19 protein-coding genes are annotated in these 20,555 nt (G+C 67.7%); 14 read left to right on the top strand and 5 right to left on the bottom strand.

All coding sequences use genetic code 11. From position 1 onward, the window contains the following. Positions 1–40: 40 nt before the first annotated feature. Positions 41–646, bottom strand: a complete 606-nt coding sequence (locus tag ACLM5J_RS19350) for a PaaI family thioesterase (RefSeq protein WP_413658308.1) — start codon at positions 644–646, stop codon at positions 41–43. 89 nt (positions 647–735) lie between these two features. Further along, entirely contained in the window at positions 736–1,227 is a 492-nt protein-coding gene (locus ACLM5J_RS19345) for a hypothetical protein (RefSeq protein ID WP_413658306.1), read from the bottom strand. Between the two features lie 106 nt (positions 1,228–1,333). On the opposite strand from ACLM5J_RS19345, the gene ACLM5J_RS19340 reads away from it, so the two are divergent. After that, on the top strand, positions 1,334–2,059 hold the full coding sequence (locus ACLM5J_RS19340; RefSeq protein ID WP_413658305.1) for a hypothetical protein: 726 nt from the start codon (positions 1,334–1,336) through the stop codon (positions 2,057–2,059). Then, a complete protein-coding gene (locus ACLM5J_RS19335; RefSeq protein ID WP_413658303.1) occupies positions 2,056–2,460 on the top strand; it encodes a hypothetical protein in 405 nt (134 codons plus the stop codon). The genes ACLM5J_RS19340 and ACLM5J_RS19335 overlap by 4 nt, the downstream gene beginning before the upstream one ends. Here ACLM5J_RS19335 and ACLM5J_RS19330 read toward each other — a convergent pair whose 3' ends face one another. Both ACLM5J_RS19330 and ACLM5J_RS19325 read right to left on the bottom strand, forming a co-directional pair. Next, the gene (locus tag ACLM5J_RS19330; protein ID WP_413658302.1) at positions 2,461–3,639 is read right to left on the bottom strand and encodes a PrsW family intramembrane metalloprotease; all 1,179 of its coding nucleotides are present in this window, start codon (positions 3,637–3,639) and stop codon (positions 2,461–2,463) included. After that, positions 3,636–4,283: a hypothetical protein gene (locus tag ACLM5J_RS19325; RefSeq protein ID WP_413658301.1), complete on the bottom strand. Its 648-nt coding sequence runs from the start codon at positions 4,281–4,283 to the stop codon at positions 3,636–3,638. The genes ACLM5J_RS19330 and ACLM5J_RS19325 overlap by 4 nt, the downstream gene beginning before the upstream one ends. A 231-nt stretch (positions 4,284–4,514) precedes the next feature. Between ACLM5J_RS19325 and ACLM5J_RS19320 the strand changes: the two genes are divergently transcribed. The 7 genes from ACLM5J_RS19320 (at position 4,515) to ACLM5J_RS19290 (ending at position 13,108) form a co-directional block, all read left to right on the top strand. Then, on the top strand, positions 4,515–5,669 hold the full coding sequence (locus ACLM5J_RS19320) for an XdhC family protein (protein ID WP_413658300.1): 1,155 nt from the start codon (positions 4,515–4,517) through the stop codon (positions 5,667–5,669). 27 nt (positions 5,670–5,696) lie between these two features. Continuing rightward, positions 5,697–7,058 carry an FAD-dependent oxidoreductase gene (locus tag ACLM5J_RS19315; protein ID WP_413658299.1) on the top strand — a complete coding sequence of 454 codons (1,362 nt, stop codon included), beginning with the start codon at positions 5,697–5,699 and terminating at the stop codon, positions 7,056–7,058. Between the two features lie 145 nt (positions 7,059–7,203). Then, positions 7,204–8,973, top strand: a complete 1,770-nt coding sequence (locus ACLM5J_RS19310; protein WP_413658298.1) for a helix-turn-helix domain-containing protein — start codon at positions 7,204–7,206, stop codon at positions 8,971–8,973. A 96-nt stretch (positions 8,974–9,069) separates the two neighbouring features. After that, positions 9,070–10,122: an ABC transporter substrate-binding protein gene (locus ACLM5J_RS19305; protein ID WP_413658297.1), complete on the top strand. Its 1,053-nt coding sequence runs from the start codon at positions 9,070–9,072 to the stop codon at positions 10,120–10,122. Between the two features lie 197 nt (positions 10,123–10,319). Continuing rightward, positions 10,320–11,564, top strand: coding sequence for an LLM class flavin-dependent oxidoreductase (locus tag ACLM5J_RS19300; protein ID WP_413658296.1), 1,245 nt, complete (start codon positions 10,320–10,322; stop codon positions 11,562–11,564). A 34-nt stretch (positions 11,565–11,598) separates the two neighbouring features. After that, positions 11,599–12,153: a type II 3-dehydroquinate dehydratase gene (locus ACLM5J_RS19295; RefSeq protein WP_413658295.1), complete on the top strand. Its 555-nt coding sequence runs from the start codon at positions 11,599–11,601 to the stop codon at positions 12,151–12,153. A gap of 88 nt (positions 12,154–12,241) precedes the next feature. Further along, positions 12,242–13,108 carry a mycofactocin-coupled SDR family oxidoreductase gene (locus ACLM5J_RS19290; RefSeq protein ID WP_413658294.1) on the top strand — a complete coding sequence of 289 codons (867 nt, stop codon included), beginning with the start codon at positions 12,242–12,244 and terminating at the stop codon, positions 13,106–13,108. A gap of 67 nt (positions 13,109–13,175) precedes the next feature. On the opposite strand, the gene ACLM5J_RS19285 is transcribed toward ACLM5J_RS19290, so the two are convergent. Beyond that, positions 13,176–14,240 (bottom strand): ABC transporter substrate-binding protein, encoded by a 1,065-nt coding sequence (locus tag ACLM5J_RS19285; protein ID WP_413658293.1) that lies wholly within the window; start codon positions 14,238–14,240, stop codon positions 13,176–13,178. Between the two features lie 383 nt (positions 14,241–14,623). Between ACLM5J_RS19285 and ACLM5J_RS19280 the strand changes: the two genes are divergently transcribed. From ACLM5J_RS19280 to ACLM5J_RS19260, 5 genes are read left to right on the top strand one after another with little or no spacing between them, the layout of a single operon-like run. Continuing rightward, a complete protein-coding gene (locus tag ACLM5J_RS19280) occupies positions 14,624–15,142 on the top strand; it encodes a flavin reductase family protein (protein WP_413658292.1) in 519 nt (172 codons plus the stop codon). Between the two features lie 34 nt (positions 15,143–15,176). Beyond that, the gene (locus ACLM5J_RS19275; protein ID WP_413658290.1) at positions 15,177–16,976 is read left to right on the top strand and encodes a helix-turn-helix domain-containing protein; all 1,800 of its coding nucleotides are present in this window, start codon (positions 15,177–15,179) and stop codon (positions 16,974–16,976) included. A gap of 52 nt (positions 16,977–17,028) precedes the next feature. Next, the gene (locus ACLM5J_RS19270; protein ID WP_413658289.1) at positions 17,029–17,868 is read left to right on the top strand and encodes an ABC transporter ATP-binding protein; all 840 of its coding nucleotides are present in this window, start codon (positions 17,029–17,031) and stop codon (positions 17,866–17,868) included. A gap of 18 nt (positions 17,869–17,886) precedes the next feature. Continuing rightward, on the top strand, positions 17,887–18,747 hold the full coding sequence (locus ACLM5J_RS19265; RefSeq protein WP_413658288.1) for an ABC transporter permease: 861 nt from the start codon (positions 17,887–17,889) through the stop codon (positions 18,745–18,747). Then, complete coding sequence (locus ACLM5J_RS19260) at positions 18,744–20,543, top strand: helix-turn-helix domain-containing protein (protein ID WP_413658287.1); 1,800 nt, start codon at positions 18,744–18,746, stop codon at positions 20,541–20,543. Before ACLM5J_RS19265 ends, ACLM5J_RS19260 begins: the two co-directional genes overlap by 4 nt. Positions 20,544–20,555: the final 12 nt, after the last annotated feature.

The raw sequence follows: 20,555 nt of genomic DNA, 5'->3' as shown, positions 1-20,555 counted from the left end.
GCCAGTCGCCCTGTGCCGTCTGCGTGACGCGGCGAGTCGCTCAGTCCGGGGCGCCGGGGATCTCCAGCAGCAGTGCCTCCGCACGGACCGCGACGATCACCTGACCGTCGTCACCGGCCGGGAGCCGGATCTCGCCGACAGCGGTGGTTTTACGCCCCTGGCTCGCAGTGATCTCGCCGACCAGGTGAACGGTGGAGCCCAAGGGAATCGGGGCCAGGTAGGACATCTCCAGCCGCACCGTCACCACGCGACGTCGCTGGACCTGCGCCAGCACCGCGAGCAACGAGTCCAGGACCGCTGCGCTCATCCCGCCATGCATCAGACCGGGCGGCCCTTCGTAGAGCGGCGCGACCAACAGGTCGCTGGTGGCGACGCCGTCACTGACCTTGATGTCGAGCGGGATCGCCAGCGGGTTGTGGGTCCACAACGGCCAGGCTTCGCCGGCCCGGACCCGATCGATCGCAGCGAGATCCAGGTGCGAGCGGAACGGCGTCGGACGGGTCTCCTTGGCCAGGCGTCCGGTCAGGTCGCCGATGCTGGCGGTGATCTGCTGCAGCTCATCGGGCGGCACCTCGCTGGTCGCCGCCGCCGTCATCAACTGGCGTACCGCCTCGATCAGACGTGCGTTGGTGGCAAGATCGGCCATCGTTCAGTCCTCCTCCGTCCAGCGGAGGCTAGGAGGTGGGCCAGTCGCCGACCGGCCGCCCTCCCGTCAGATGGAACCGAACTGCAGCGTTACGCGGTTCGCCTCCGCCCGGTCAGAGCCATGCCAAGGAACAGGATGCCGACGCTGGCCAGCGGAACGCCGATAGCGACGCCGATCAATGCCGCTCGCTCGTTCGGGACCTGGGCGACGTAGACCGGGTCGGTAGCGGTGCAGACCACGGTGACGTGGCCCGCGGCGCTCTTGAACTCGTACATCAAGGACTCGTCCTCGGGGAGGCTGAAAGCGAGGTGCCCTTCCTCGAGCTCCAGCGGCGTCCCCGCCGCTTCGAAGACCGAGCAGGAGATGGAGAAACCGTTGTTGGCGCCGTCCACCACATAGATGCCGTAGGTGGTGTCCGCCTCCAGAGCCAGATCACGAGGAGCTGTTCCGATCCAGTAGGCCGGCGAGACGCTTGCGGTGGCCGCCGCGATGATCGGCCACAGCAGCACCACCACGGCGAGGAGGATCATCAAGATCCCGCCGCTGAGCCGCCTCCAGAACCCGCCCCGCGTCAACCCCATGGCGGCATGGTGGCATGTGTGACAGCGACACCGGACCGTTTCTGGGCCGATCAACCCCGCCACCCGGACCAGTGACGTGGCTCACAGCACGCGCTACATTCGAGCGGTGAGCGACGAACAAACGGTCGTGGCCACGACCGCCAACGGTTTCGATCCCACCGAGCTGGCCCGTAGCTTCGGTGGTGAAGCGGCACGCATCGACGACGAGAACTGGCGTCTGACCCTGCCTTCGGCGCTGCATGGCTTGGCGCTGACCCGGCTGACCTCGCCCGAGGATCTCGTCCAGGTGACGGACCATCGGCACACCGTCGACGCCGACGGCTGGCAGGACTGGACCGAGTCCGGCGCAGGCGAGTACGAGGTCCCGCAGCGTTCCCTGCCTTCGGTGCCTACTCCTGGCCAGGGTCCGGTCTTCCGTTACGACGACGCCTGGGTGTGGGATCCGAACGCCCCTGCGGCCGCCGCCACCGAACTCGCCCGGCTGGGGCTGACCTCGCTCACCGAGGAGGCGCGCGACCTCTCCACCGACGTCATCGCAGCAGGCAAGGGCGCGCACGTCTGGAAAGCGGTCAAGATCGGCTGGAAGCTCGCCGGTCATGTCGGCACCGCGATCACGATCTACCAGCTCTCCTCAGCGGGCTGGAAAGCGCTGCGCAAGGAGTTGGTGGAGCAGCGCGCCCGGATGGAGGAGCGCGAACTCCACCTCCGGATCACGCTGGAGTTGACGCAGACCCGGCGTGAGCGACTGGAGACAGGCAGCGAAGCCTCACGCCGCAAGGCCCGCCAGTACTACAACACGCTCGATGCGCTCATCGCCGCGAACAGCAGATGAGCCTCACCGTCAACACCGCAGCCTCGGCCGCCGACTGCGTGCGGGCGATCCACCACGTGGCCGCGCTCTTCGAGTCGAAGGCGACCGGTGGCCCCGGCGAGTTCCAGATCCCGATCTCGCCGCCCCTGGCCAACCCCAACCTGGTGATCGAACTCGGCAACCAACTACCTCAGGTCGACGATCTCCTCCGGCTCCGGGTCTCGGTCACGCCGATGGCCGACGGCACTTTGGCGATCGTGCTGCAGGTGGATACGCCGATGTACTGGTTCACCTCCAGTCTCGGCTTCGACAAGGACGCCGAACGATCCTTCGCCACCACTCTGTCGGCCACGCTGAACGCCTACGGAACCCGCGGCCGGGTACCGACGTTCCCAGCCCCGCCGCGTCCGCCGAAGCTCTGACTACGTCTCGGTCGACGCTTCGAACCGGGCAAGTTCGGAGCGTGCGAAGCTCACCCGCTCCGTCTCCGCGCCCCGGGCGGCCCCCAGCGCGTCGGCAAGGTCGTGAGCCGCTTCCAGCCGGTGGCTCCGACGTCGGCGGTCGCGCACCCCACCCTTGCGCCGGTAGCTTCGGCGTTGGCGCCAGGAGCCGGCAAGCGCCTCGAGCTCCTCCTCGGTCAGCCGCCCGGCATCGACCTCAGGAGCCATCAACTCCCGCATCGCCTGACGTTCAGCCGCCACGCTGAGCCGGAAGGCGACCAACACGACGCCGAACGCGACGAACACCGAGCCTGCCAGCAGAGCAAGCACGACCGGACCGTTGCCCTGCGCGATCGCCGCAGTGCTGTCCCAGACCAGGTGGAGCGCCATCGCAGCCGCACACAGGGCGAGCCCACGGCCGACCCGTCGTCGCTCGGCGACGGTCCCCACGAGGTAGACGACCCCGGCACAGAAGACAGCCGAATAGAGGATGTGCGAGGTGAACCCAGTGCCGAGGCGCAACAAGGACGTGTCCAGGCTGGACCCAACCGGGTCCACTCCGAAATCATCCTGTGCGCTGTTGAACGCGTACAGGATGTCCTCGACGATCTCGAAGCCCAACCCTGCAAAGGCTCCGAGCACGAATCCGTCGAACGCGGTCCGGACCACATTGCGGGCGATGAACATCAGCAGCAGAACCCCGGCGCCCTTCGCCGTCTCCTCGACGAAGGGTGCCGCCAACCCGGCTCCCCAGGCGACAGCGAAGTTGTTGCTGATGACCTTGCTGTAGATACCGATCAATGCCGTGTTGGCATGGATCGCGATGGTCCAGGTGGCTCCGAAGCCACCCCAGATGAAGGCAGCGATCCGCAGGTCCAGTGGTTGCCGTGAGTAGCGGTCGATCCGGGTGGTGAACCACCAGAAGATCACCGCGTAAGCAGCGAAGATCGCCGTATTTATGGCAAGCGGCTCTCCGTAGGACCGGGACCCGGTCCGCACCATGGTCACGGTGTACCAAAGCCCGTAGCCGATCACTGCGAGGAAGATCCACAGGCAGGCGTTCCGAGGTTGGCGCCAGTCGACCCGTTCGCCCCAGCCGACATCAGCCAGGACCCGCTGCCGGGCGGCCGATACGGCGCTGTCGTCGTGCGCCGTGTTCATCGGTTTCCTCCGTCCGTGCCCTGCACCGACTGCACGGAGCGGATCATCGCGACGACATCGGCGGCCAGCGCGGAGTCGTCGATCTCAGCTGGCCCATAGGTGACGATCTCGGCGCCTACGCCGTCGAAGACGAAGGCACCGATCAGACCTTCCGATCCGGCGCTGGAGAAGCGAGCCAACGCGCCTCTATCACCGTGTGCATTCACGATCGTGGTGGGCATGCTGGAGTCGATGGCCACCGCGTTGGGCCCGAGCCGGTCGTTGTTCTTACGCAACTGAGCTACCAGTTCGCGCGGCGTGCCATCGAACGCACCGGTGGTCAGGGTGAAGGTCAATCCGCCGCGGGTCACCACCGCCTTCTCCGGGTAGGTTCCCGAAGTCGAACTGCCGGCTCGTAGCCCTGCCTCGATGTTCCAGCCGACTGCGGGTGCGAACTCCGCCTCGCCCACCCGAATCACATCCCCGGCCCGAGCCGGGTCGTCGACCGAGAGAGCGCCGTCGATCGCTGGTAGGAGCCAGATCGCGATCGCCACCAGCGCGGCGACCAGCCCGGCAGGCAGCAGCGTGCTCCGGTCCATCCCCAGGAACCGGCGTTCGACCGGGACCCAGTTCGGTGGCGCTCCCAGGTGGACAGGTGAGCTCATCGGAGCCTCCTCAGCGTGCCGGGTGGTGGGCAACCGTCTGCGACGACAGTAGTGGCGGGGAGCGCAGATTTCGACGACGAAGACGTCACCTCTAGGAGAATTCTTCGTCCGGATCTCAGACGAGCAGGTGATGCAGGTCACCCACGCAAGTAGCCTTAGGGCGCCGCCGACCCTGGCCACGATCAGGACTCGGACGCGGTTCCCATCCGTTGTTGGCCGAGGAGAATCCCCATGGACGCCGTGCTGGCGGCAGCACTTCCCGCACTCCGCGACGGTGGCGCCGTCGGGCTGGCGACCGTGGTCGCCGTCCGAGGTTCCGCGCCACGGGCCATCGGCGCCTCGATGCTGGTGATGCCCGACGAGAGCACCCGCGGTTCGGTCTCCGGAGGCTGCGTGGAGAGCGCCGTCTACGAGAGCCTGCGAGGCGTGATCGCCGACGGCGTCCCCCAGCTCGACAGCTACGGCTACTCCGACGACGACGCTTTCGCGGCCGGCTTGACCTGCGGCGGAGAACTGGACATTTTCAGCCAGCGCATCGACGGTGCGGCGTTCGCCGAACTGTCGGCGGTTCAGATGGACATCGACGAAGGACGTCCGGTCGCCATCGCCACCGTGATCGATCACCCGGACCCGGGCCTGCTCGGGCGACGTCTGATCGTCCGTCCGGAGCAGGACGAGCACAGTGGCCCGTGGGTGATCAGCCCGCGGAGCGATGCCGCGATCCAGGCGGATGCCTCGGGCCTGTTGGCCTCCGGCGAGAACGGCATCCTCAGCTACGGCCCCGATGGCGAGCGGCTCGGCGAAGGGATGCGGGTCTTCGTCCGGAGCTGGGCCCCTCGGGCCCGGATGATCGTCTTCGGCGCGATCGACTTCGCCACCGCCGTCGCCCATGTCGGCGCCTTCCTCGGCTACGACGTCACCGTCTGCGATGCGCGCCCGCTCTTCGCCACCCGGGTCCGTTTCCCCGACGCCGACCGGATCGTGGTCGACTGGCCGCATCGCTACCTGGCGGCCGAGGCTGCCGCACAGCGGATCGACGAACGGACCGTGCTGGTGGTGCTGACCCATGATGCGAAGTTCGACGTCCCGGTGCTGGAGTTGGCGTTGGCACTCGACGTCGCTTACGTGGGAGCGATGGGATCGCGTCGCACCCATGAGGACCGCCTTGCCCGGTTGAAAGAGGCCGACGTTCCTGCAACACACCTCGCCCGGCTCCGTAGCCCCATCGGGCTCGACCTCGGCGCCCGAACGCCTGAAGAGACCGCGATCAGCATCGCCGCCGAGATCATCGCCGCCCGTTGGGGCGGCTCCGGTGAGCCATTGGTCGAGACCCGGGGCCCGATCCACCACCAACGTCCCGCACGGAACACGGCACCCCTCCGCTGAAGCGATTCCGCCCGTAGGCTGAAACACATGGAACTCATCGAGGCCGACGTACTGGTGATCGGATGGGGCAAGGCGGGCAAGTCGATCGCTCGCGCCCTGGGTTCAGCAGGGCGCAGCGTGGTGATGGTGGAACGCTCCTCGCAGATGTACGGCGGGACCTGCATCAACATCGCCTGCGTGCCGACCAAGGCGTTGATCCATCAGGCCGAACTGCGCCGCCGGCCCGCCGACGACGCGGCGGCCTGGTTCGCGGGCGCAGTGGCGCAACGAGACGGGCTCACCGCGAAGCTGCGAGCCCGCAACCACGCCATGTTGGCCGAGGTCGAGGCGGTCACCGTGATCGATGGTCAGGCCCGGTTCGTCGGCGAGCGGGAGGTCGAGGTGCGTGCGGGTGCCGAACGGCTCAGGGTCCGCGCAGAGACCGTGGTGGTCAACACCGGAACGCGCCCCGCGCGCCCCGAGCTGCCCGGAGTGGACGGTCCGCGCATCTACGACTCCACCACCTTGCAGGCCGTACAACCGTTGCCACCGCGCCTCGCCGTCGTCGGCGCCGGTTTCATCGGTCTCGAGTTCGCCCAGATGTTCGCCCACTTCGGGTCGACCGTCACCTTGCTCAACAGCGGTGCGCGGCTCCTCCCCCACGACGACGCTGACGTCGCCGCCGCCGTCGCCTCCACCTTGGCCGACAGCGGGGTCGAGCTCCGCCACGGGGTCCGTGCCCAAGGCTTCGTCGACGACGGAACCCAGGTCACCGTGGAGTTCGAGGGCGGAACCGTCGTGGCTGACGCTGTCCTGCTCGCCACCGGCCGCACTCCGGCGACCGAGGATCTGGAGCTGGCAACTGCCGGCATCGACACCGACGAACGCGGCTTCGTCGTCGTCGACGATCAGCTGCGTACCTCCGCAGCCGGAGTCTTCGCGGTCGGCGACGTCAACGGTGGACCGCAGTTCACCTATATCTCCTACGACGACCACCGCATCGTCCTCGACCAGCTCACCGGATCAGGGCAGCGTCGCACCACGGACCGGATCGCCGTCCCCACCACGACCTTCCTGACGCCACCGCTCTCCCAGGTCGGCCTCAGCCAGACCCAGGCCGAAGCCGAAGGGCTCAACGTCCAGGTCCTCAGCAGACCCGTCGCCGAGATCGCCGCCATGCCGCGACCGAAGATCGTCGGCGAGACCCACGGCCTGATCAAGTTCGTCGTCGACGCCGACACCGGACTGATCCTCGGCGCCACCCTCTTCTGTATCGACTCCCCCGAGCTGATCAACCTGGTGGCGTTGGCGATCCGAGGCGGTGTCCCAGCCACCGCCCTGCGCGACGGCATCTGGACCCATCCGTCCAGCACCGAAGCGTTCAACGAAGTCCTCGCCGGCCTCCGTTGAGCAGGCCCGGCCAGCCCGCCGTGGGCCGCGATCCGTCGCAAGAATGAGACACGTCGCCCTCTAGAACCCTCCCTACTGTGATCGAGATCGCATCGACCTGAGCGGTCGACGACGTGGATCCGGTAGCGAGGAAGAGGTGGGCGCCATGATCTTCGGCATCGACCGCGCACCCGGCCAATCCCATGGTCACCGGCATGACGCCGTCGCGGCAGCGGCGGAGGTCGCCACTGCGGCTCGCGCGTTGGTCCCCCTGGCGGAGCTGCTGGAACTGACCGTTGCCAAGGTCGCCCAGGTCACCGGGCACCACATGGGCCTTGTGCTGCGGCCGGATCAGGAACGTGGCGAGTTCCAGATCATCGCCGCCAGCGGCATGTCGCACGACTACGTCACCACTCTCACCGTGCTTCCGATGCTGACGTTCAGCGGCAGCCGGGGCGAGACGCCGACCAGTCGCGCCTACCGCTCGCGACGACCTGTCGTCGCGTCGGCTCCGTCGGTGACCATGCCGCCGTCCTGGGAGCACGGCACGGAGCAGGAAGGCATCCGTTCCCTGCTCTGCCTTCCGTTGGAGACAGCAGACGGCGTGCGCTACGTCGTGAACATCTACTGCGACCACGAGATCTGCTTCGACGAGCAACTCATCCTTGACGCCGAGAACCTGCTCAACCTGGCCGGCCTGTTGATCGACACCCACGCCGACACGCTCGGCCACCGCGCGGATGCCGAGCAGCAACGGAGATCGGTGGCCGCCCTCGAGACCCGCTGCCGGTCGCACCGGCAGATCATGAGCGAGTTGGACGCGTGGCACCGACGGATGTTGGAGGGCACCAGCCTTGCCGAACTGATCTCCGCGATCAGCGCGAGCACCGGGGCCTCGATCAGTGTCCACGACCTCCACGGTCACGAACTTGCAGCGGCCGCGGCTGCGGACTCCGTCGATGCCCAGCCCTTGGTCCGGGAGATCGTGCTCGGTGAGGGCACCGTCGGCACGGTCACCATCGCCTGCCCCCACGACCTGCTCTCCCAACCCGAGGTCGCCGGGATGCTCCACCTGGCACCGACCCTGGTCGGCCTCCGGCTGCAACAGGAGTGGGCCGCGTTGAACGCCGAGAGCAGGCTCCGTGGCGACCTCATCCACGAGCTCCTCACCTCCGCGCCGGACTCCGACGGTTTGATCGCTCACGCGCGCGTACGCTGGCACGTCGATCTGACCCAGCCGCTCTGGCTGCTCGCAGCTCGGGTCGGGAGTGGCGCCACGGCGGCCCAGCCCCCAACCGGCGTGAGTCGCGCCCTGCTGAGCGCTGCCGAACGCCTCGTCCGACGCAGCCGGGGCGCGCTCTTCGTCGCCGAGCACGATGGTCACCTGGTGGTCCTGCACCTGGGTGACACTGCCGCTGAGATCCAGCGGTTCTCCGAGAACTTCCGACGCGAGCTCCAGGCCTATGCAGGTGCAGCCGTCGTCTCGGTCGCGGTCGGCGATCGCAACGACGATCTCCAACGCCACAAGGACTCCTACCGCCGAGCGGTGGCCCTCCTCGACCTGGTCGAGCGGTCGCAGACTCCCGGCAACGCCGTCACCATCGAGGATCTCGGATTGACCCGGCTGCTCCTCGGCTCCACGGCGCCCGACGAACTGCATGCGTTCGCGGCACAGATCCTCGACCCGCTCCACGAATACGACCGGCAACGCAACTCGGGGCTGGTCGAGACGCTGGCGCTCTACCTCGGCGCCGGTTGCAACGTGAGCGAGACCGCGAAGCGCCTGCATCTCCATCCCAACACCGTCAGCTACCGACTCAAGCGGATCGCCGAGATCCTCGGTCTCAGCAACCTGGCCGACCCCAGGTCGCTTGTCCGGCTTGAGCTGGCGCTCTCGGTCGACCGCCTCAACCACCTGGCGGCCGCACCCGTCTGACCCACGCCGGTCTCCTCCCCTCGGACCCGACATCGACCGTCTCCGCGGGCCTACTGGCGACCCCGTTTTTCCCACCCATCAGAAGGAGCAGTTCCTATGAAGAAGCCCTCCCTGGGCCAGCTCACCCGCCGCCTGATCCGCCGTCCTCTGGTCGGCCTCAGCGCGGCGGCCCTGGTCGTCTCGATGACGGCCTGCGGCGGCGACTCGGGCAACGAGACGTCGTCCAGCAAGCTCAACGTCGGTACCTTCCCGATCTTCGTCAGCATGCCGATCTGGGTCGCCCAGTCCGAAGGCTTCTTCAAGGAGAACGACCTCGACGTCAAGCTCACCTCGCTGATGTCGGGTCCGACGATGCTCTCGGCGCTCAACTCCAAGAGCATCGATGTGATGATCAACGGCGGCACCAGCGCCATGTCGGCCCGCGCTGCAGGGCAGAAGCTGCAACTGCTCACCCCGACGATCCCCGAGACCATCTACACCCTGATCGCCGCCAACGACCTGCTCGACTCCTGCGCCCAGGCCGACCAGCCCTACCCGAAGCCGATCGAGTGCTTGAAGGGCAAGAAGCTCGGTGTCGCGGCGCTGGGCGCGGAGAGCCACACGGGCGCGCTGTCGCTGCTCAAGGACGCCGGCCTGTCGGAGAAGGACGTCACCTTCGTCCCCGCTGGTGGCGGTGAGGCGATCGCCAACGCCCTCAAGGAGGACCAGGTCGACGCGTTCATCGCCGAGGACACGGCGGCCGCCTACGCGGTCGAGGTGATCAAGGTCGGCCAGCCGTTGGTCGATCTGAAGACCGAGTCCATCGTCTCGACCTGGCTGGGCCACGGTGCGTGGGCGCTGGAGGAGTCACTGACGGGATCCAGCGACAAGATGGAGCGCTTCGCCGACTCCATCGCAGACGCCATCGCGTGGCTCGACGATCCCAAGAACAGCGAGAAGGCCGCTGCGATCTTCAAGAAGAACGCACCGACGACCAATGACGGAACCATCGCCGCGATGACCACCGACCGGGCCGGTTACTTCGGGACCACGGTGGACTGCGCGACCGTCGATGCGTCAGCGCAGTGGCTCACCGAGAGTGGGCTGATCCCGAAGGGCCAGACTCCCGGCAAATGTGCCGACATCGTCTGGGAGAACGCTCGGAACTGAGCCGTTCTAACGGCCGTGGTGCGTCTCGGGTGGCGCACCACGGCCGTCGCCATTTCCGCGCTTCCCAGCACTGTGCACAGCCACACCGATCCCGGGATTTGTTTGGGTGCTGAGCCGAAGAACCGACCCCCGCCTGCTTCGTAACGTCAGTCACACCGGAGCCGAGCATCGGCTCTCCGAAGTGAAGGACGCAAACAATGGTCAAGGTCATTCTTCAGCTCTACCCGCAGCTCCCGGCGACCCGCGAGGAGCGGATCGCCAAGGCACCGATCGGCCGCGACTCCGACCTGTACCAGCAGGCGATCCGCGACATGACCGGCCTGATCCAGGGTTGCGAGGAGCTCGGCCTGTGGGGCGTCTCCGGCATCGAGCACCACTTCCACTCCGAGGGCTACGAGGTCGGCCCGAACCCGGGCATGCTCAACGCCTACTGGGCCGGCTTCACGAGCAAGATCCGGCTCGGCCAACTGGGTTACACGATCACCACCCACAACCCGTTCCGCGTCGCTGAAGACATCGCGATGGTGGACCACATCACCCAGGGCCGCACCTTCGCCGGCTTCTCCCGCGGCTACCAGCAGCGCTGGACCGACGTCATCGGTCAGAACTACGGCTCCAAGGCCACCAAGTCGCCGACCGGTCTGACCGCCGAGCAGCGCGCCGAACTGAGCGAAGCGGAGCTCAAGGCGCAGTACGAGAACGACTCGATCAACCGGAGCATGTTCGAGGAGAACATCGGGCTGGTCGTCGACTGCTGGACCCAGGACAGCATCGAGCGCAAGGACGGCCGCTGGCAGGTGCCGTTCCCCTACGCCGACGGGATCGAGTGGGGCATGTCCGCCACCCGCGAGCTCGGCGCCCCCGGTGAGATGGACGACGACAACCGGATCCGTCGGGTCAGCGTGGTGCCCAGCCCGTACACCAAGCCGCACCCGCAGGTCTTCGTGGCCAGCAACGCCAGCCTGGAGACGGTGGAGTTCTGTGGTCCGCGCGGCTACATCCCCTCCTACTTCTCCAAGATCGAGACGGCCGAGAAGTTCGGCCAGGCCTACGTCGACCGTGCCGCCGAGGCAGGCCTGAACTACAAGCTGGGGCAGAACCAGGCCCTGGTCCGGTGGATGCAGATCGCCGAGACTGAGGCCGAGGCACGGGAGAACATCCTCAAGTACGACCTCGACATCTTCCAGGACCTCTACACCGGCACCACGCCGATGAAGATCGAGGGCGACCCGGCTGACGCGATCGCCAACTGCGGCCTGTGGATGGCCGGCTCGATCGAGCAGGTCCGCGACAAGTTCATCTCGGAATGGAAGCGCCTGCCCTCCGAGTACGTCGTGATGCCCTCCCACTTCGCCCAGCAGCCGGCCGAAGAGGTGCTGCGTCAGCTGGAGATGTTCATGACCCACGTCAAGCCCGCGCTCGACGACCTGACCCGCTACTGAGTTCTGATCCCTTATCCAGAAGGAGAAACACCCTATGACTGAGGTTTCCGCAGGCTACGACCCACAGCGCTGGGCCTCGATCCGCACCGGCGAGACGCGGTACCGGATCGGCGTCATCGACGGCCCCAACATGTCGAACATGCACCGCCGCGACCGCAGTGTCTACGGCGGCGCCGCGATCGGTGACCTGCAGGAGTTCGTGCGCAGCTTCGGTGAGTCGATCAACGTCGAGACCGTGCACCTGGTCTCGAACCACGAGGGCGAGATCGTGGAGTGGATCCATGAGAACGCTCCCGACTTCGACGGCTTCCTGATCAACCCGGCCGGCCTCTCCTTCACCGGCGAGCCGACCAAGTGGGCCTTGGCCGACAGCAACAAGCCGTACATCGAGGTGCACTTCCGCAATGTGATCGCCGGCAAGGCGATGGCCCCGCTGGGCGACGAGCGTCGCTTCGTCTTCACCACGGCAGCCAAGGGCGAGGTCTTCGGCTTCCAGCAGTACAGCTACACCTCGGCCCTGCTCGGCCTGGTCTGGGTCCTGGACGACCCCGACATGTCGAACCACCTGTCGATCGGCCAGATCTGCTGATCAGCTGACCACACCCCCAGGACGGGCCGGAGCTAGCCATGCTCCGGCCCGTCTTGGCATCTGCCAACCGCCACGAACCAGGAGACCCATGAACACCCAGACTCCCCCGCCCCAGCAGTTCCCGGACGAGCAACGCCTGGCCGGAAAGGTCGCCTTCATCACCGGCGCCGCCCGCGGCGTCGGACGAAGCCTGGCCACCACGCTGGCCGCCAACGGCGCCGACATCATCGCGATGGATCTGTGCGCCGACGCCGCACCGAACGGACTGACCCCCGCCCCGGAGGACACCGATCTGGCCACCACGGTGCGGCTCGTCGAGGAACACGGCGGCCGGGCCATCGCCATTCGCGGCGACGTCAGGGATCGGCAGGAGATGACGGCGGCACTCGACAACGCCGTCGCCGCCTTGGGCCGCCTCGACATCGTCTGCGTCAACGCTGGGCTCTTCAAGGTCGGCCCCAGCCTGGAGATCAGCGACGCCGACTGGCAAGCGATCATCGACGTCAACCTGACCGGCGCCTGGAACACCTGCCGGGCGGCCCTACCGCACCTGATCGCCGCCGGCGGTGGCTCGATCGTCATCACCAGATCGACCGCGGGCCTGCGCGCTGCCCCCGGCGCCGTGCACTACTCCGCGAGCAAGCACGCCGTCGTCGGCCTGACCAAGACGCTGGCCAAGGAGTTCGGGCCGCGAGGTGTTCGGTGCAACAGCGTGCACCCCACCGCGATCAACACCCCGATGATCCAGAACGAGGAGGCCTGGCGGGCCTTTGCGGGTTCCGCCACCGCCACCAAGGAAGAAGCTGCTCGGGCGCGCGCAACGCGCAACCCGTTGGGCGTCGACGCGGTGGAGCCCGAGGACGTCGCCAATGCGGTGCTCTGGCTGTCCAGCGACGAGGCCCGCTTCGTGACCGGTGCGACCATCCCCGTCGACGCCGGCATGTTGGTCATGTGAGCATCCCCGAAATGCCAGAACGCCCGCCCACAGCCGAAGCTGCGGGCGGGCGTCGTCGGTCAACGCATCACTTGGTGACGCGGGCCGACTTCGTGAGCAGGTCGTCACACGACTTGTCGGCCTTGTCGCCGTCGATGGTGCCATTCTCCACGAGCCAGTTGACGGCGTTCATCACCTGGTCACAGGAGGCCTCCGAGCCCCAGGACTTACGGGTGTTCTGCAGTACCGCCACGATCGTCTCCTCGCTGATCGTGGGCGAGTACTTCTTGAAGATCTTGGCCGCCGCGGCCTCGTTGGCGGGGTCGACGATCCACTCGACGGCGTCAGCCAGGGCGTCGGACATCCGCTGGAACTTCTCCGGGTTCTTCTGGATCTCCGGGTCCATCGCCCAGGCAGCGCCGCCGACCCAGGACTCGAAGACGCCCTGCGTCTGGATGTCGGTTAGCGGCTCGCCGGCACCCAGACCGGTGGTGAACGCCGCCGCGGTGTCCTCGGCGAGCTGGATGTCGATCTGGCCCTCCTTCAGAGCCTGTCCGCCGCCCTCGCCGCCACCGATCGGCACGAAGGTGACGTCCTTCTCCTTGAGGCCGACCTGGTTCAGCAGGCTGAGACCGACCGTGTGCGACTCGGTGCCGAGGCCGCCGATGATGCCGATCTTCTTGCCCTTCGCGCACTTGAGCGGTGCCGGGTAGGGCTGCCCGACGTAGTCGCAGTCCTTCATCAGCTCGGTGGAACCGAAGACGTGGTAGATCGAGGTCGGCAAGGTCACCGCGACCATCTTCAACGGCATTCCGGAGACGCGCGCGGTCTCCACGCTGGTCACACCGACGACCATCGCGTCCAGGCTGCCCGACGCCAGGGCCGAGATCATCGCGGGGCCGGTGGTGATCGTCTTCAGCGAGACGGACAGGTCGTGGTCGTCGAAGAAGCCCTGTTCCTGGGCGACCCAGACCGGCAGCGAGACGAAGACCGGGAAGACACCGAAGTCGACCTTGTCCTGGCCGGAGGCGGTCTTCTCGTCGCCGCTGCCGCCACCACAGGCGGCGAGGGTCGAAGCGAGGAGCAGGGCACCGGCAGCCCCTGCGATCGCGCGGCGCACCGGGCCGCGCCGAGACGTGGAGAGAATCTTCATGAACTCATCTACTTTCATGGACACCGCACAGCGATGGAACCCGTTCTGGACGTCAGAGGCCGGACTCGGCGAATGACCGACGGACCCTGGTGGGACGGACGCTAGTTCGCTGCCCACGGCCCGCTGTGTCCCATTCCCGGGAAATAGTGGCGGCGATCACGCACGTTCGCCAAACCGAGAGGGCGCGGAGACCAGGATGCGGCGCGAAAGCGGCCGATTCGCGCCACCGCCCGTTGACCGGGACCCCGCCAGCTGTCCCAAAACTGAGACACGGATCATAGGCACGCGGCTCCTACTGTGAGTCAGACCACGTCACGCGACGCCCGCCCCTCGGCGGTCAGTCCACCAGAGGTGGTCGAGCAGCCACCCAGACAGGAGCCCCCGTGAGCACTCAAGAATTGGAACGAGCCGTGAATCTCGACACCGAGCGGATCGACCCCGCTCAGTTGCGTCAGGTGATGTCCGCCTACCCGACCGGCATCACGGTGATCACCGCCGAGGGCCCGAGCGGCCCGGTCGGGATGACGGCCAACTCCTTCACCTCGGTCTCCCTCGACCCGCCGCTGGTGCTCTTCTGCGCAGCGCTGACCTCCAGCACCTGGCCCAGCATCCGCGACGCGGAGCACTTCACCGTCAACCTGATGTCGGCGCGCGGCATGGAGACCGCCCAGCGGTTCGCCACCTCCGGCATCGACCGGTACGCCGGCGTCGCGCACTTCGCCGGAGTGACGGGTTCCCCCATCCTCAGCGACGCCGACTCCCACCTGGAGTGCGTCCTGGAGTCGACCCACATCCTCGGTGACCACGCCGTCGCCATCGGCCGCGTCGTCGGCGTCGGCGAGCGCGGCACCGACACCCCGCTGATCTTCCACCGCAGCAAGATGCACACGACGGAGCAGTGATGACGACCTACGACGTCACCGAGGGGGTGCCTCGATGACTGCCCACGCCTGCTCGAGCGCCACCTCCGGCGACGCCGTCGAGCGCATCACCTCCGACCACCTCGGTGCTGTCGCCGAGGTGACCGCAGCGGTCCGCAACGAGGCCAGCACCGACGAGGTCCTGGAACTCATCGCCGCCAAGGTCGCCCACGCCACCGGCCACACGATGGCACTGGTGATGGCGATGGAGAGCGGCAGCATCCGTGTCGCCGCCTCCTACGGCGTCTCCGACCAGTACGTCGACGGCTTCGCGCAACGCCTGATGACCACCACCGGCGACTTCGTCGAGGCGCCGACCACCCAGGCCTACCGGTCGCGTCGCCCGATCGTCGCCTCGACCTCCTGGCTGGCCCTCGGCGACGAGTCCGAGCGCCGCGCCGACCAGGAAGGGATCAGGTCCCTGCTCTCGATGCCGTTGGCCGGGTTGGAGAGCGCGCGGTACGTGATCAACGTGTACTGCCCCTCCCCGCGGTGCTTCACCGAGCCGAAGATCCTGGAGGCCGAGAGCCTCGCCAACGTCGTCGCGCTCCTGCTCGACATGCAGCTGGCGCAGAGCAGTCGCAGGCTTGCGCAGGTGAACCAGGACAGCCTGATCACCGCGCTCCAGACCCGATGCACCGCGCTGCGGATCGCGCAGGGCAATCTGGACTCCGCGCAACGCCTGGTGGCGGCCGGCGCAGGGCTCCCGGAGCTGCTCACCGAGCTTTCGGACCTCTCCGGAGCGAACTTCGAAGTGACCAACTCCTTCGGGCAACTGCTGGCGCGGGCCGTCGGCGAGACCGAGGAGCAGACCCCCACCCCCTTGCGGCGAGAGGTCCTGCTGGAGGACCGGCTGGTGGCCACCCTGCATATCGACTGCGCCCCTGAGCGGGCCAGTCGTACCGAGGTTGCCGCCTTGCTGCAGACGGCGCCGTCACTGGTCGCACTCGTGCTGCAACGCGAGTGGGCCGGACTCGACGCCGAGAGCCGGCTCCAGGGCAACCTCGTCGAAGAGCTGCTGACCTGCCCGGTGGCCAACCAGGATCGTCTGCTCACCCACGCTCGCGACCGCTGGGGCATCGATCTGACGCGCCCCATGCGTCTGATCCTGGCCCGCGTCGAGCACGACGGTTCCCCCGGCACCGCGGTCCCATCACGTCGACCCCTGCTGCGTGCCGCGGAGCAATTGGCACGACGCACCGACAGCGCACTGTTGGCCGCCGAGCACGACGATCACCTGGTGGTGCTCTGTACCGATGGGCCGGAGGAGGCGGCGCGCCAGTTCGCTGACAACCTCCGCCGCGAGCTCGGGGCGCATGCCCGCGGAGCCACGGTGTCGGCCGCCGTCGCCGATGCCAGCAGCACCATCGCCGGCCACCGCGACGCCTACCAGCAGAGCCTCTCGCTGCTCCAGGTGCTGGCCGCCTCCGGTCAACCGGAGCGGACGATCGGGGCCAAGGACCTCGGGCTGGCTCGGCTCCTGCTCGGCGTCAAGGACCCCAGCGAGCTGATCGCCTTCGCCACGGAGACGTTGGGCCCGATCCAGGAGTACGACCAGCGCCGCAACGGCGGGCTGGTCGAGACGCTGCGGACCTATTTCCAGCACGCCTGCAACGCCCAGGAGACCGGACGTCGGCTGCACCTGCATGCCAACTCCGTCGGCTACCGGCTCAAGCGGATCAGCGAACTGCTCGGCATCGAGAACCTGGGCGATCCGCAGGTGCTCCTCCGCCTCGAACTGGCGTTGGCGATCGAGCGGCTGAGCACCCCGACCGCGCCCGTGCCCTCGCTCGCCAGTGCTTCGGCACTCGGCTGACACTTCTTCGATTTTGTCTCGTCTACCCCACCACCCTTCCTCTGGAGGAGATATGAACCCGCCACTGGAGCAGCCCACCGACGTCGCGCACCCCACCACGGTGCCGCCGGCGATCTCGGTTCGGAACCTGACTCACCACTTCGAGCGTCGCGGCGAGGAGCCCACCCTCGCCATCGACAACGTCTCGCTCGACATCGCCGAAGGTGAGTTCATCGCCCTGGTCGGCCCGAGCGGCTGCGGCAAGACCACGCTGCTCAACCTGGTCGCGGGACTGGTCCCCTCGCAGACGGGCGAGATCACCGTTCGCGGCCTCCCGGTGAACAAGCCGAGCCGCGACGTCGGCTATATCTCGGCGCGTGACTCGCTGCTGCCGTGGCGCTCTGCGGAGTCCAACGTCTGCTACGGGCTCGAGGTCCGCGGTGTGCCGAAGAAGGAGCGCCGTGAGCGGGCCCGTGCCGCTCTCGACCAGGTCGGCCTGGCCGGCTTCGAGAAGGCCTACCGCTCCCAGCTCTCCCAGGGCATGCGGCAGCGCGTCGCGATCGCGCGCACCCTGGCCACCGAACCCGAGCTCCTGCTCCTCGACGAGCCCTTCTCCGCACTCGACCAGCAGACCAAGCTGCTGTTGGAGAACGCCTTCATCGACATCTGGGAGAAGAACCACCGGACCGTCCTGATGGTCACCCACGACATCGAGGAGGCCGTCGCGATGGCCGACCGCGTGGTCATGCTCTCGCACCGCCCGGGCCATGTGATCGCCGATATCAAGGTCGACCTCCCGCGTCCCCGAGACGCCGCCGAGATCCGCTACGACCCGGTGTTCCGCGAAATCACCCACGGCGTCTGGGAGCTCTTGCGACAAGAGATCGCCCAGCTCCACATCTCCCAGATCTGATCGAAGGTTGCCAGCGCTATGACGACGACATCACTCCCCGAAAAGCAGACCACCACGATGACCGCCACCGCACCGGAGCTTCCGACGAGCCGCCGTAAGCCACGCAAACTCTCCCGATTGATCTCGGGCCGACGGATCGCCATCCTCGCGATCCAGGCGGCGCTGCTCGCCGCGCTGCTCGGCCTGTGGGAGCTGGCGGTCAACAAGGGCTGGGCCAACGTGGTCTTCTACTCCAAGCCCTCGCTGATCTGGGAGCAGCTGCACACCTATCTGACCGGCTCCGAGATCATGCTCGACAGCCGCACCACGATCACCGAGACGTTGCTCGGCTTCGGGCTCGGCGTGGTGATCGGTGTTCCGCTCGGCCTGCTGCTCGGTCGGTACAGCTTCTTCCGTTCGGTGGTCGCGCCGTTCTTCACCGCGTTCAACGCGATGCCTCGCGTCGCCCTGGCCCCGATGTTCATCCTGTGGTTCGGGATCGGGATGAGCTCGAAGGTCTACCTGATCGCCAGCATCGTCTTCTTCCTGGTCATGGTCGCCACCGAGTCCGGTATCCGCACCATCGACCCCGACTTCGTGATGATGGGCCGCGCGATCGGCTCCTCGGAGCGCGACATGTTCCTCAAGATCATCCTTCCGGGCTCGATCCCGGCGATCTTCTCGGGCCTTCGCCTGGGTGCGGTCTTCGCACTGCTCGGTGCGGTCTTCGCTGAGATGTTGGCAGCGGAGTCCGGTTGGGGCCGCAAGATCGCGATGGATTCGCAGAGCTTCCAGCCCGGCGCGGTCTTCGCCGTCCTGGTCGTGGTGATGGTCTTCGGACTGCTCCTCGACGGCTTCATGTCCGCGATCGAACGTCGTCTGATGCGCTGGCAGCAATGAGCCACGACGAGACCCCGACCAGCGAGTCGAACCGGATGACCATGCCCACCGCATCCGAGGAGCTGAACGACGACCAGGCCCGCCGGCTCCGTTCAGCACGCGAAGCGTTCCTCCACGGCGACGAGGCCCCTGGTTGGGTCCGCCCCGAGATCCGGCGTTCGTGGTACCGATCGATGATGGCCGGGGTCTCGCCGAACGGCCCGCTCAACCTGCAGGCCGGGACCGGGGTCAACCCGGACAGCGCCTTGCTGCGTGCCGCCTCACCCGTCGTCGATGCGCTGGTCCGCGATCTCGCCGACGCCCACGTCTGGATCCAGGTCGTGGACCGGAACGGACAGATCGTGGGCCAGTGGGCCACCGACATTCCGTCACAGAGCCGGATGGAGCAGCTCTGCGCCATCGGCTCGGTGATCGATGAGGGCCATGTCGGGACCACGGTCCTGGCCACCGTGTTGGAGGAGCGGCGCCCGATGTCGGTCTGGGGCCCCGAGCACTTCCACGAGCACCTCTCGAACGTGGCCGGCGCCGGTGCGCCGATCGTCCACCCCGGCTCGGGGGTGTTGCAGGGCGCCGTAGCGGTGGGCTGCGACCTCTCCATCCCGATCGGCCTGTTGAGCACGCTGGTCAACCAGGCCGCCAAGGAGATCGGCGCTGCGCTGGTCTCCGGCTACGCACGTGCCGACCGTGAGTTGTTGGACGTCTTCCTCCGGCTCGAGCGGCGCGGCCCGCGGCGTCCGGTCTTCGCGGTCAACGCGCGGCTCTGCGTCACCAACGCCGAGGCCGCGGCAACCGCGAGCGCCCTGCCCAGCCACGGCGAGCTCTGGTCAGCGGTGCTGCGGGCGGCAGAGACCCAGCGCGACACCCGCCTGCTGACGCCGACCATCGCCGGAGTGCGCCTCTCGCTCCGTCTCGTCCACTCCGGCGACGAGCTGATCGGCGGCCTGGTTCAGGCCAGCAGGATCAGCAACCTCGACGAGCTCGGCGCCGCCTCCAGCGACGGCAGCGGCTCAACGCAGCCAGTACCGCACGCAGGCCCCTTCACCCAGCTGCGCAATGAGATCACCACGCAGCTGCGCACCTCGCCGTCCCTGCTGATCCACGGCCCGATCGGGAGTGGCAAGTCAACGCTGGCCGCCGCCTCCGCGAACTCGCTGGGGATCGACCTGCTGACCGGGCGCGCGCTCGACCTGCTGGACGCTCGTGGGGGCGTCGACCTCGGCTCGGCGGACTGTTTCTTGATCACCCACCTCGAAGAGGTCGCCCCCGAGCGCGAGGTCGAGTTGGCACGGCTCTTCGCCTGCCTGCAACAGACTGCTCGGACCCTCACCGCGACCTTCCGCACCGAGGCCGGCGCCGACGAGGTGCCCGCCTGGCTCACCCGCTATTTCGAGACCACGCAGCGGGTTCCCGGACTCGCCGAGCTCTCGGCCGAGATGGACGCGGTGATCGCCGAGATCCTGGCGGTGCCCACCACCGACCTCGACCTGGCGATCGCGCCGGAGGCGATCCGTTCGCTCAAGGAGCGGCCCTTCCCCGGAAACATGGGGCAGCTGGAACGCCTTCTGCACAAGGCACGAGCCGTTGCCGGCGCCGTGCCGATCATGCCGCACCACCTCCCCCGGCCCGCCCATGCGCGGGCCACCTCTCGGCAACTGACGCCCCTGGAACGCATCGAGCGTGACGCGATCGCCGCGGTGCTGGCCACCCACGCCGGCAACAAGGCAGCCGCCGCCGCACAACTGGAGATGTCGCGTTCCACGTTCTACCGCAGGCTCGCCCAACTGGGCATCGTCTGACCCTCCCATCGG

It is taken from the genome of Nocardioides sp. Bht2, assembly GCF_047308515.1.
GTDB lineage: Bacteria > Actinomycetota > Actinomycetes > Propionibacteriales > Nocardioidaceae > Nocardioides.
This window is presented reverse-complemented; position numbering and strand designations above follow the sequence as displayed.

Coding starts and splice junctions, on each gene's coding strand:
- ACLM5J_RS19350 (WP_413658308.1), bottom strand. CDS start 646: ATGGCCGATCTTGCCACCAACGCACGTCTGATCGAGGCGGTACGCCAG.
- ACLM5J_RS19345 (WP_413658306.1), bottom strand. CDS start 1,227: ATGGGGTTGACGCGGGGCGGGTTCTGGAGGCGGCTCAGCGGCGGGATC.
- ACLM5J_RS19335 (WP_413658303.1), top strand. CDS start 2,056: ATGAGCCTCACCGTCAACACCGCAGCCTCGGCCGCCGACTGCGTGCGG.
- ACLM5J_RS19330 (WP_413658302.1), bottom strand. CDS start 3,639: ATGAACACGGCGCACGACGACAGCGCCGTATCGGCCGCCCGGCAGCGG.
- ACLM5J_RS19325 (WP_413658301.1), bottom strand. CDS start 4,283: ATGAGCTCACCTGTCCACCTGGGAGCGCCACCGAACTGGGTCCCGGTC.
- ACLM5J_RS19320 (WP_413658300.1), top strand. CDS start 4,515: ATGGACGCCGTGCTGGCGGCAGCACTTCCCGCACTCCGCGACGGTGGC.
- ACLM5J_RS19315 (WP_413658299.1), top strand. CDS start 5,697: ATGGAACTCATCGAGGCCGACGTACTGGTGATCGGATGGGGCAAGGCG.
- ACLM5J_RS19310 (WP_413658298.1), top strand. CDS start 7,204: ATGATCTTCGGCATCGACCGCGCACCCGGCCAATCCCATGGTCACCGG.
- ACLM5J_RS19305 (WP_413658297.1), top strand. CDS start 9,070: ATGAAGAAGCCCTCCCTGGGCCAGCTCACCCGCCGCCTGATCCGCCGT.
- ACLM5J_RS19300 (WP_413658296.1), top strand. CDS start 10,320: ATGGTCAAGGTCATTCTTCAGCTCTACCCGCAGCTCCCGGCGACCCGC.
- ACLM5J_RS19295 (WP_413658295.1), top strand. CDS start 11,599: ATGACTGAGGTTTCCGCAGGCTACGACCCACAGCGCTGGGCCTCGATC.
- ACLM5J_RS19290 (WP_413658294.1), top strand. CDS start 12,242: ATGAACACCCAGACTCCCCCGCCCCAGCAGTTCCCGGACGAGCAACGC.
- ACLM5J_RS19285 (WP_413658293.1), bottom strand. CDS start 14,240: ATGAAGATTCTCTCCACGTCTCGGCGCGGCCCGGTGCGCCGCGCGATC.
- ACLM5J_RS19275 (WP_413658290.1), top strand. CDS start 15,177: ATGACTGCCCACGCCTGCTCGAGCGCCACCTCCGGCGACGCCGTCGAG.
- ACLM5J_RS19270 (WP_413658289.1), top strand. CDS start 17,029: ATGAACCCGCCACTGGAGCAGCCCACCGACGTCGCGCACCCCACCACG.
- ACLM5J_RS19265 (WP_413658288.1), top strand. CDS start 17,887: ATGACGACGACATCACTCCCCGAAAAGCAGACCACCACGATGACCGCC.
- ACLM5J_RS19260 (WP_413658287.1), top strand. CDS start 18,744: ATGAGCCACGACGAGACCCCGACCAGCGAGTCGAACCGGATGACCATG.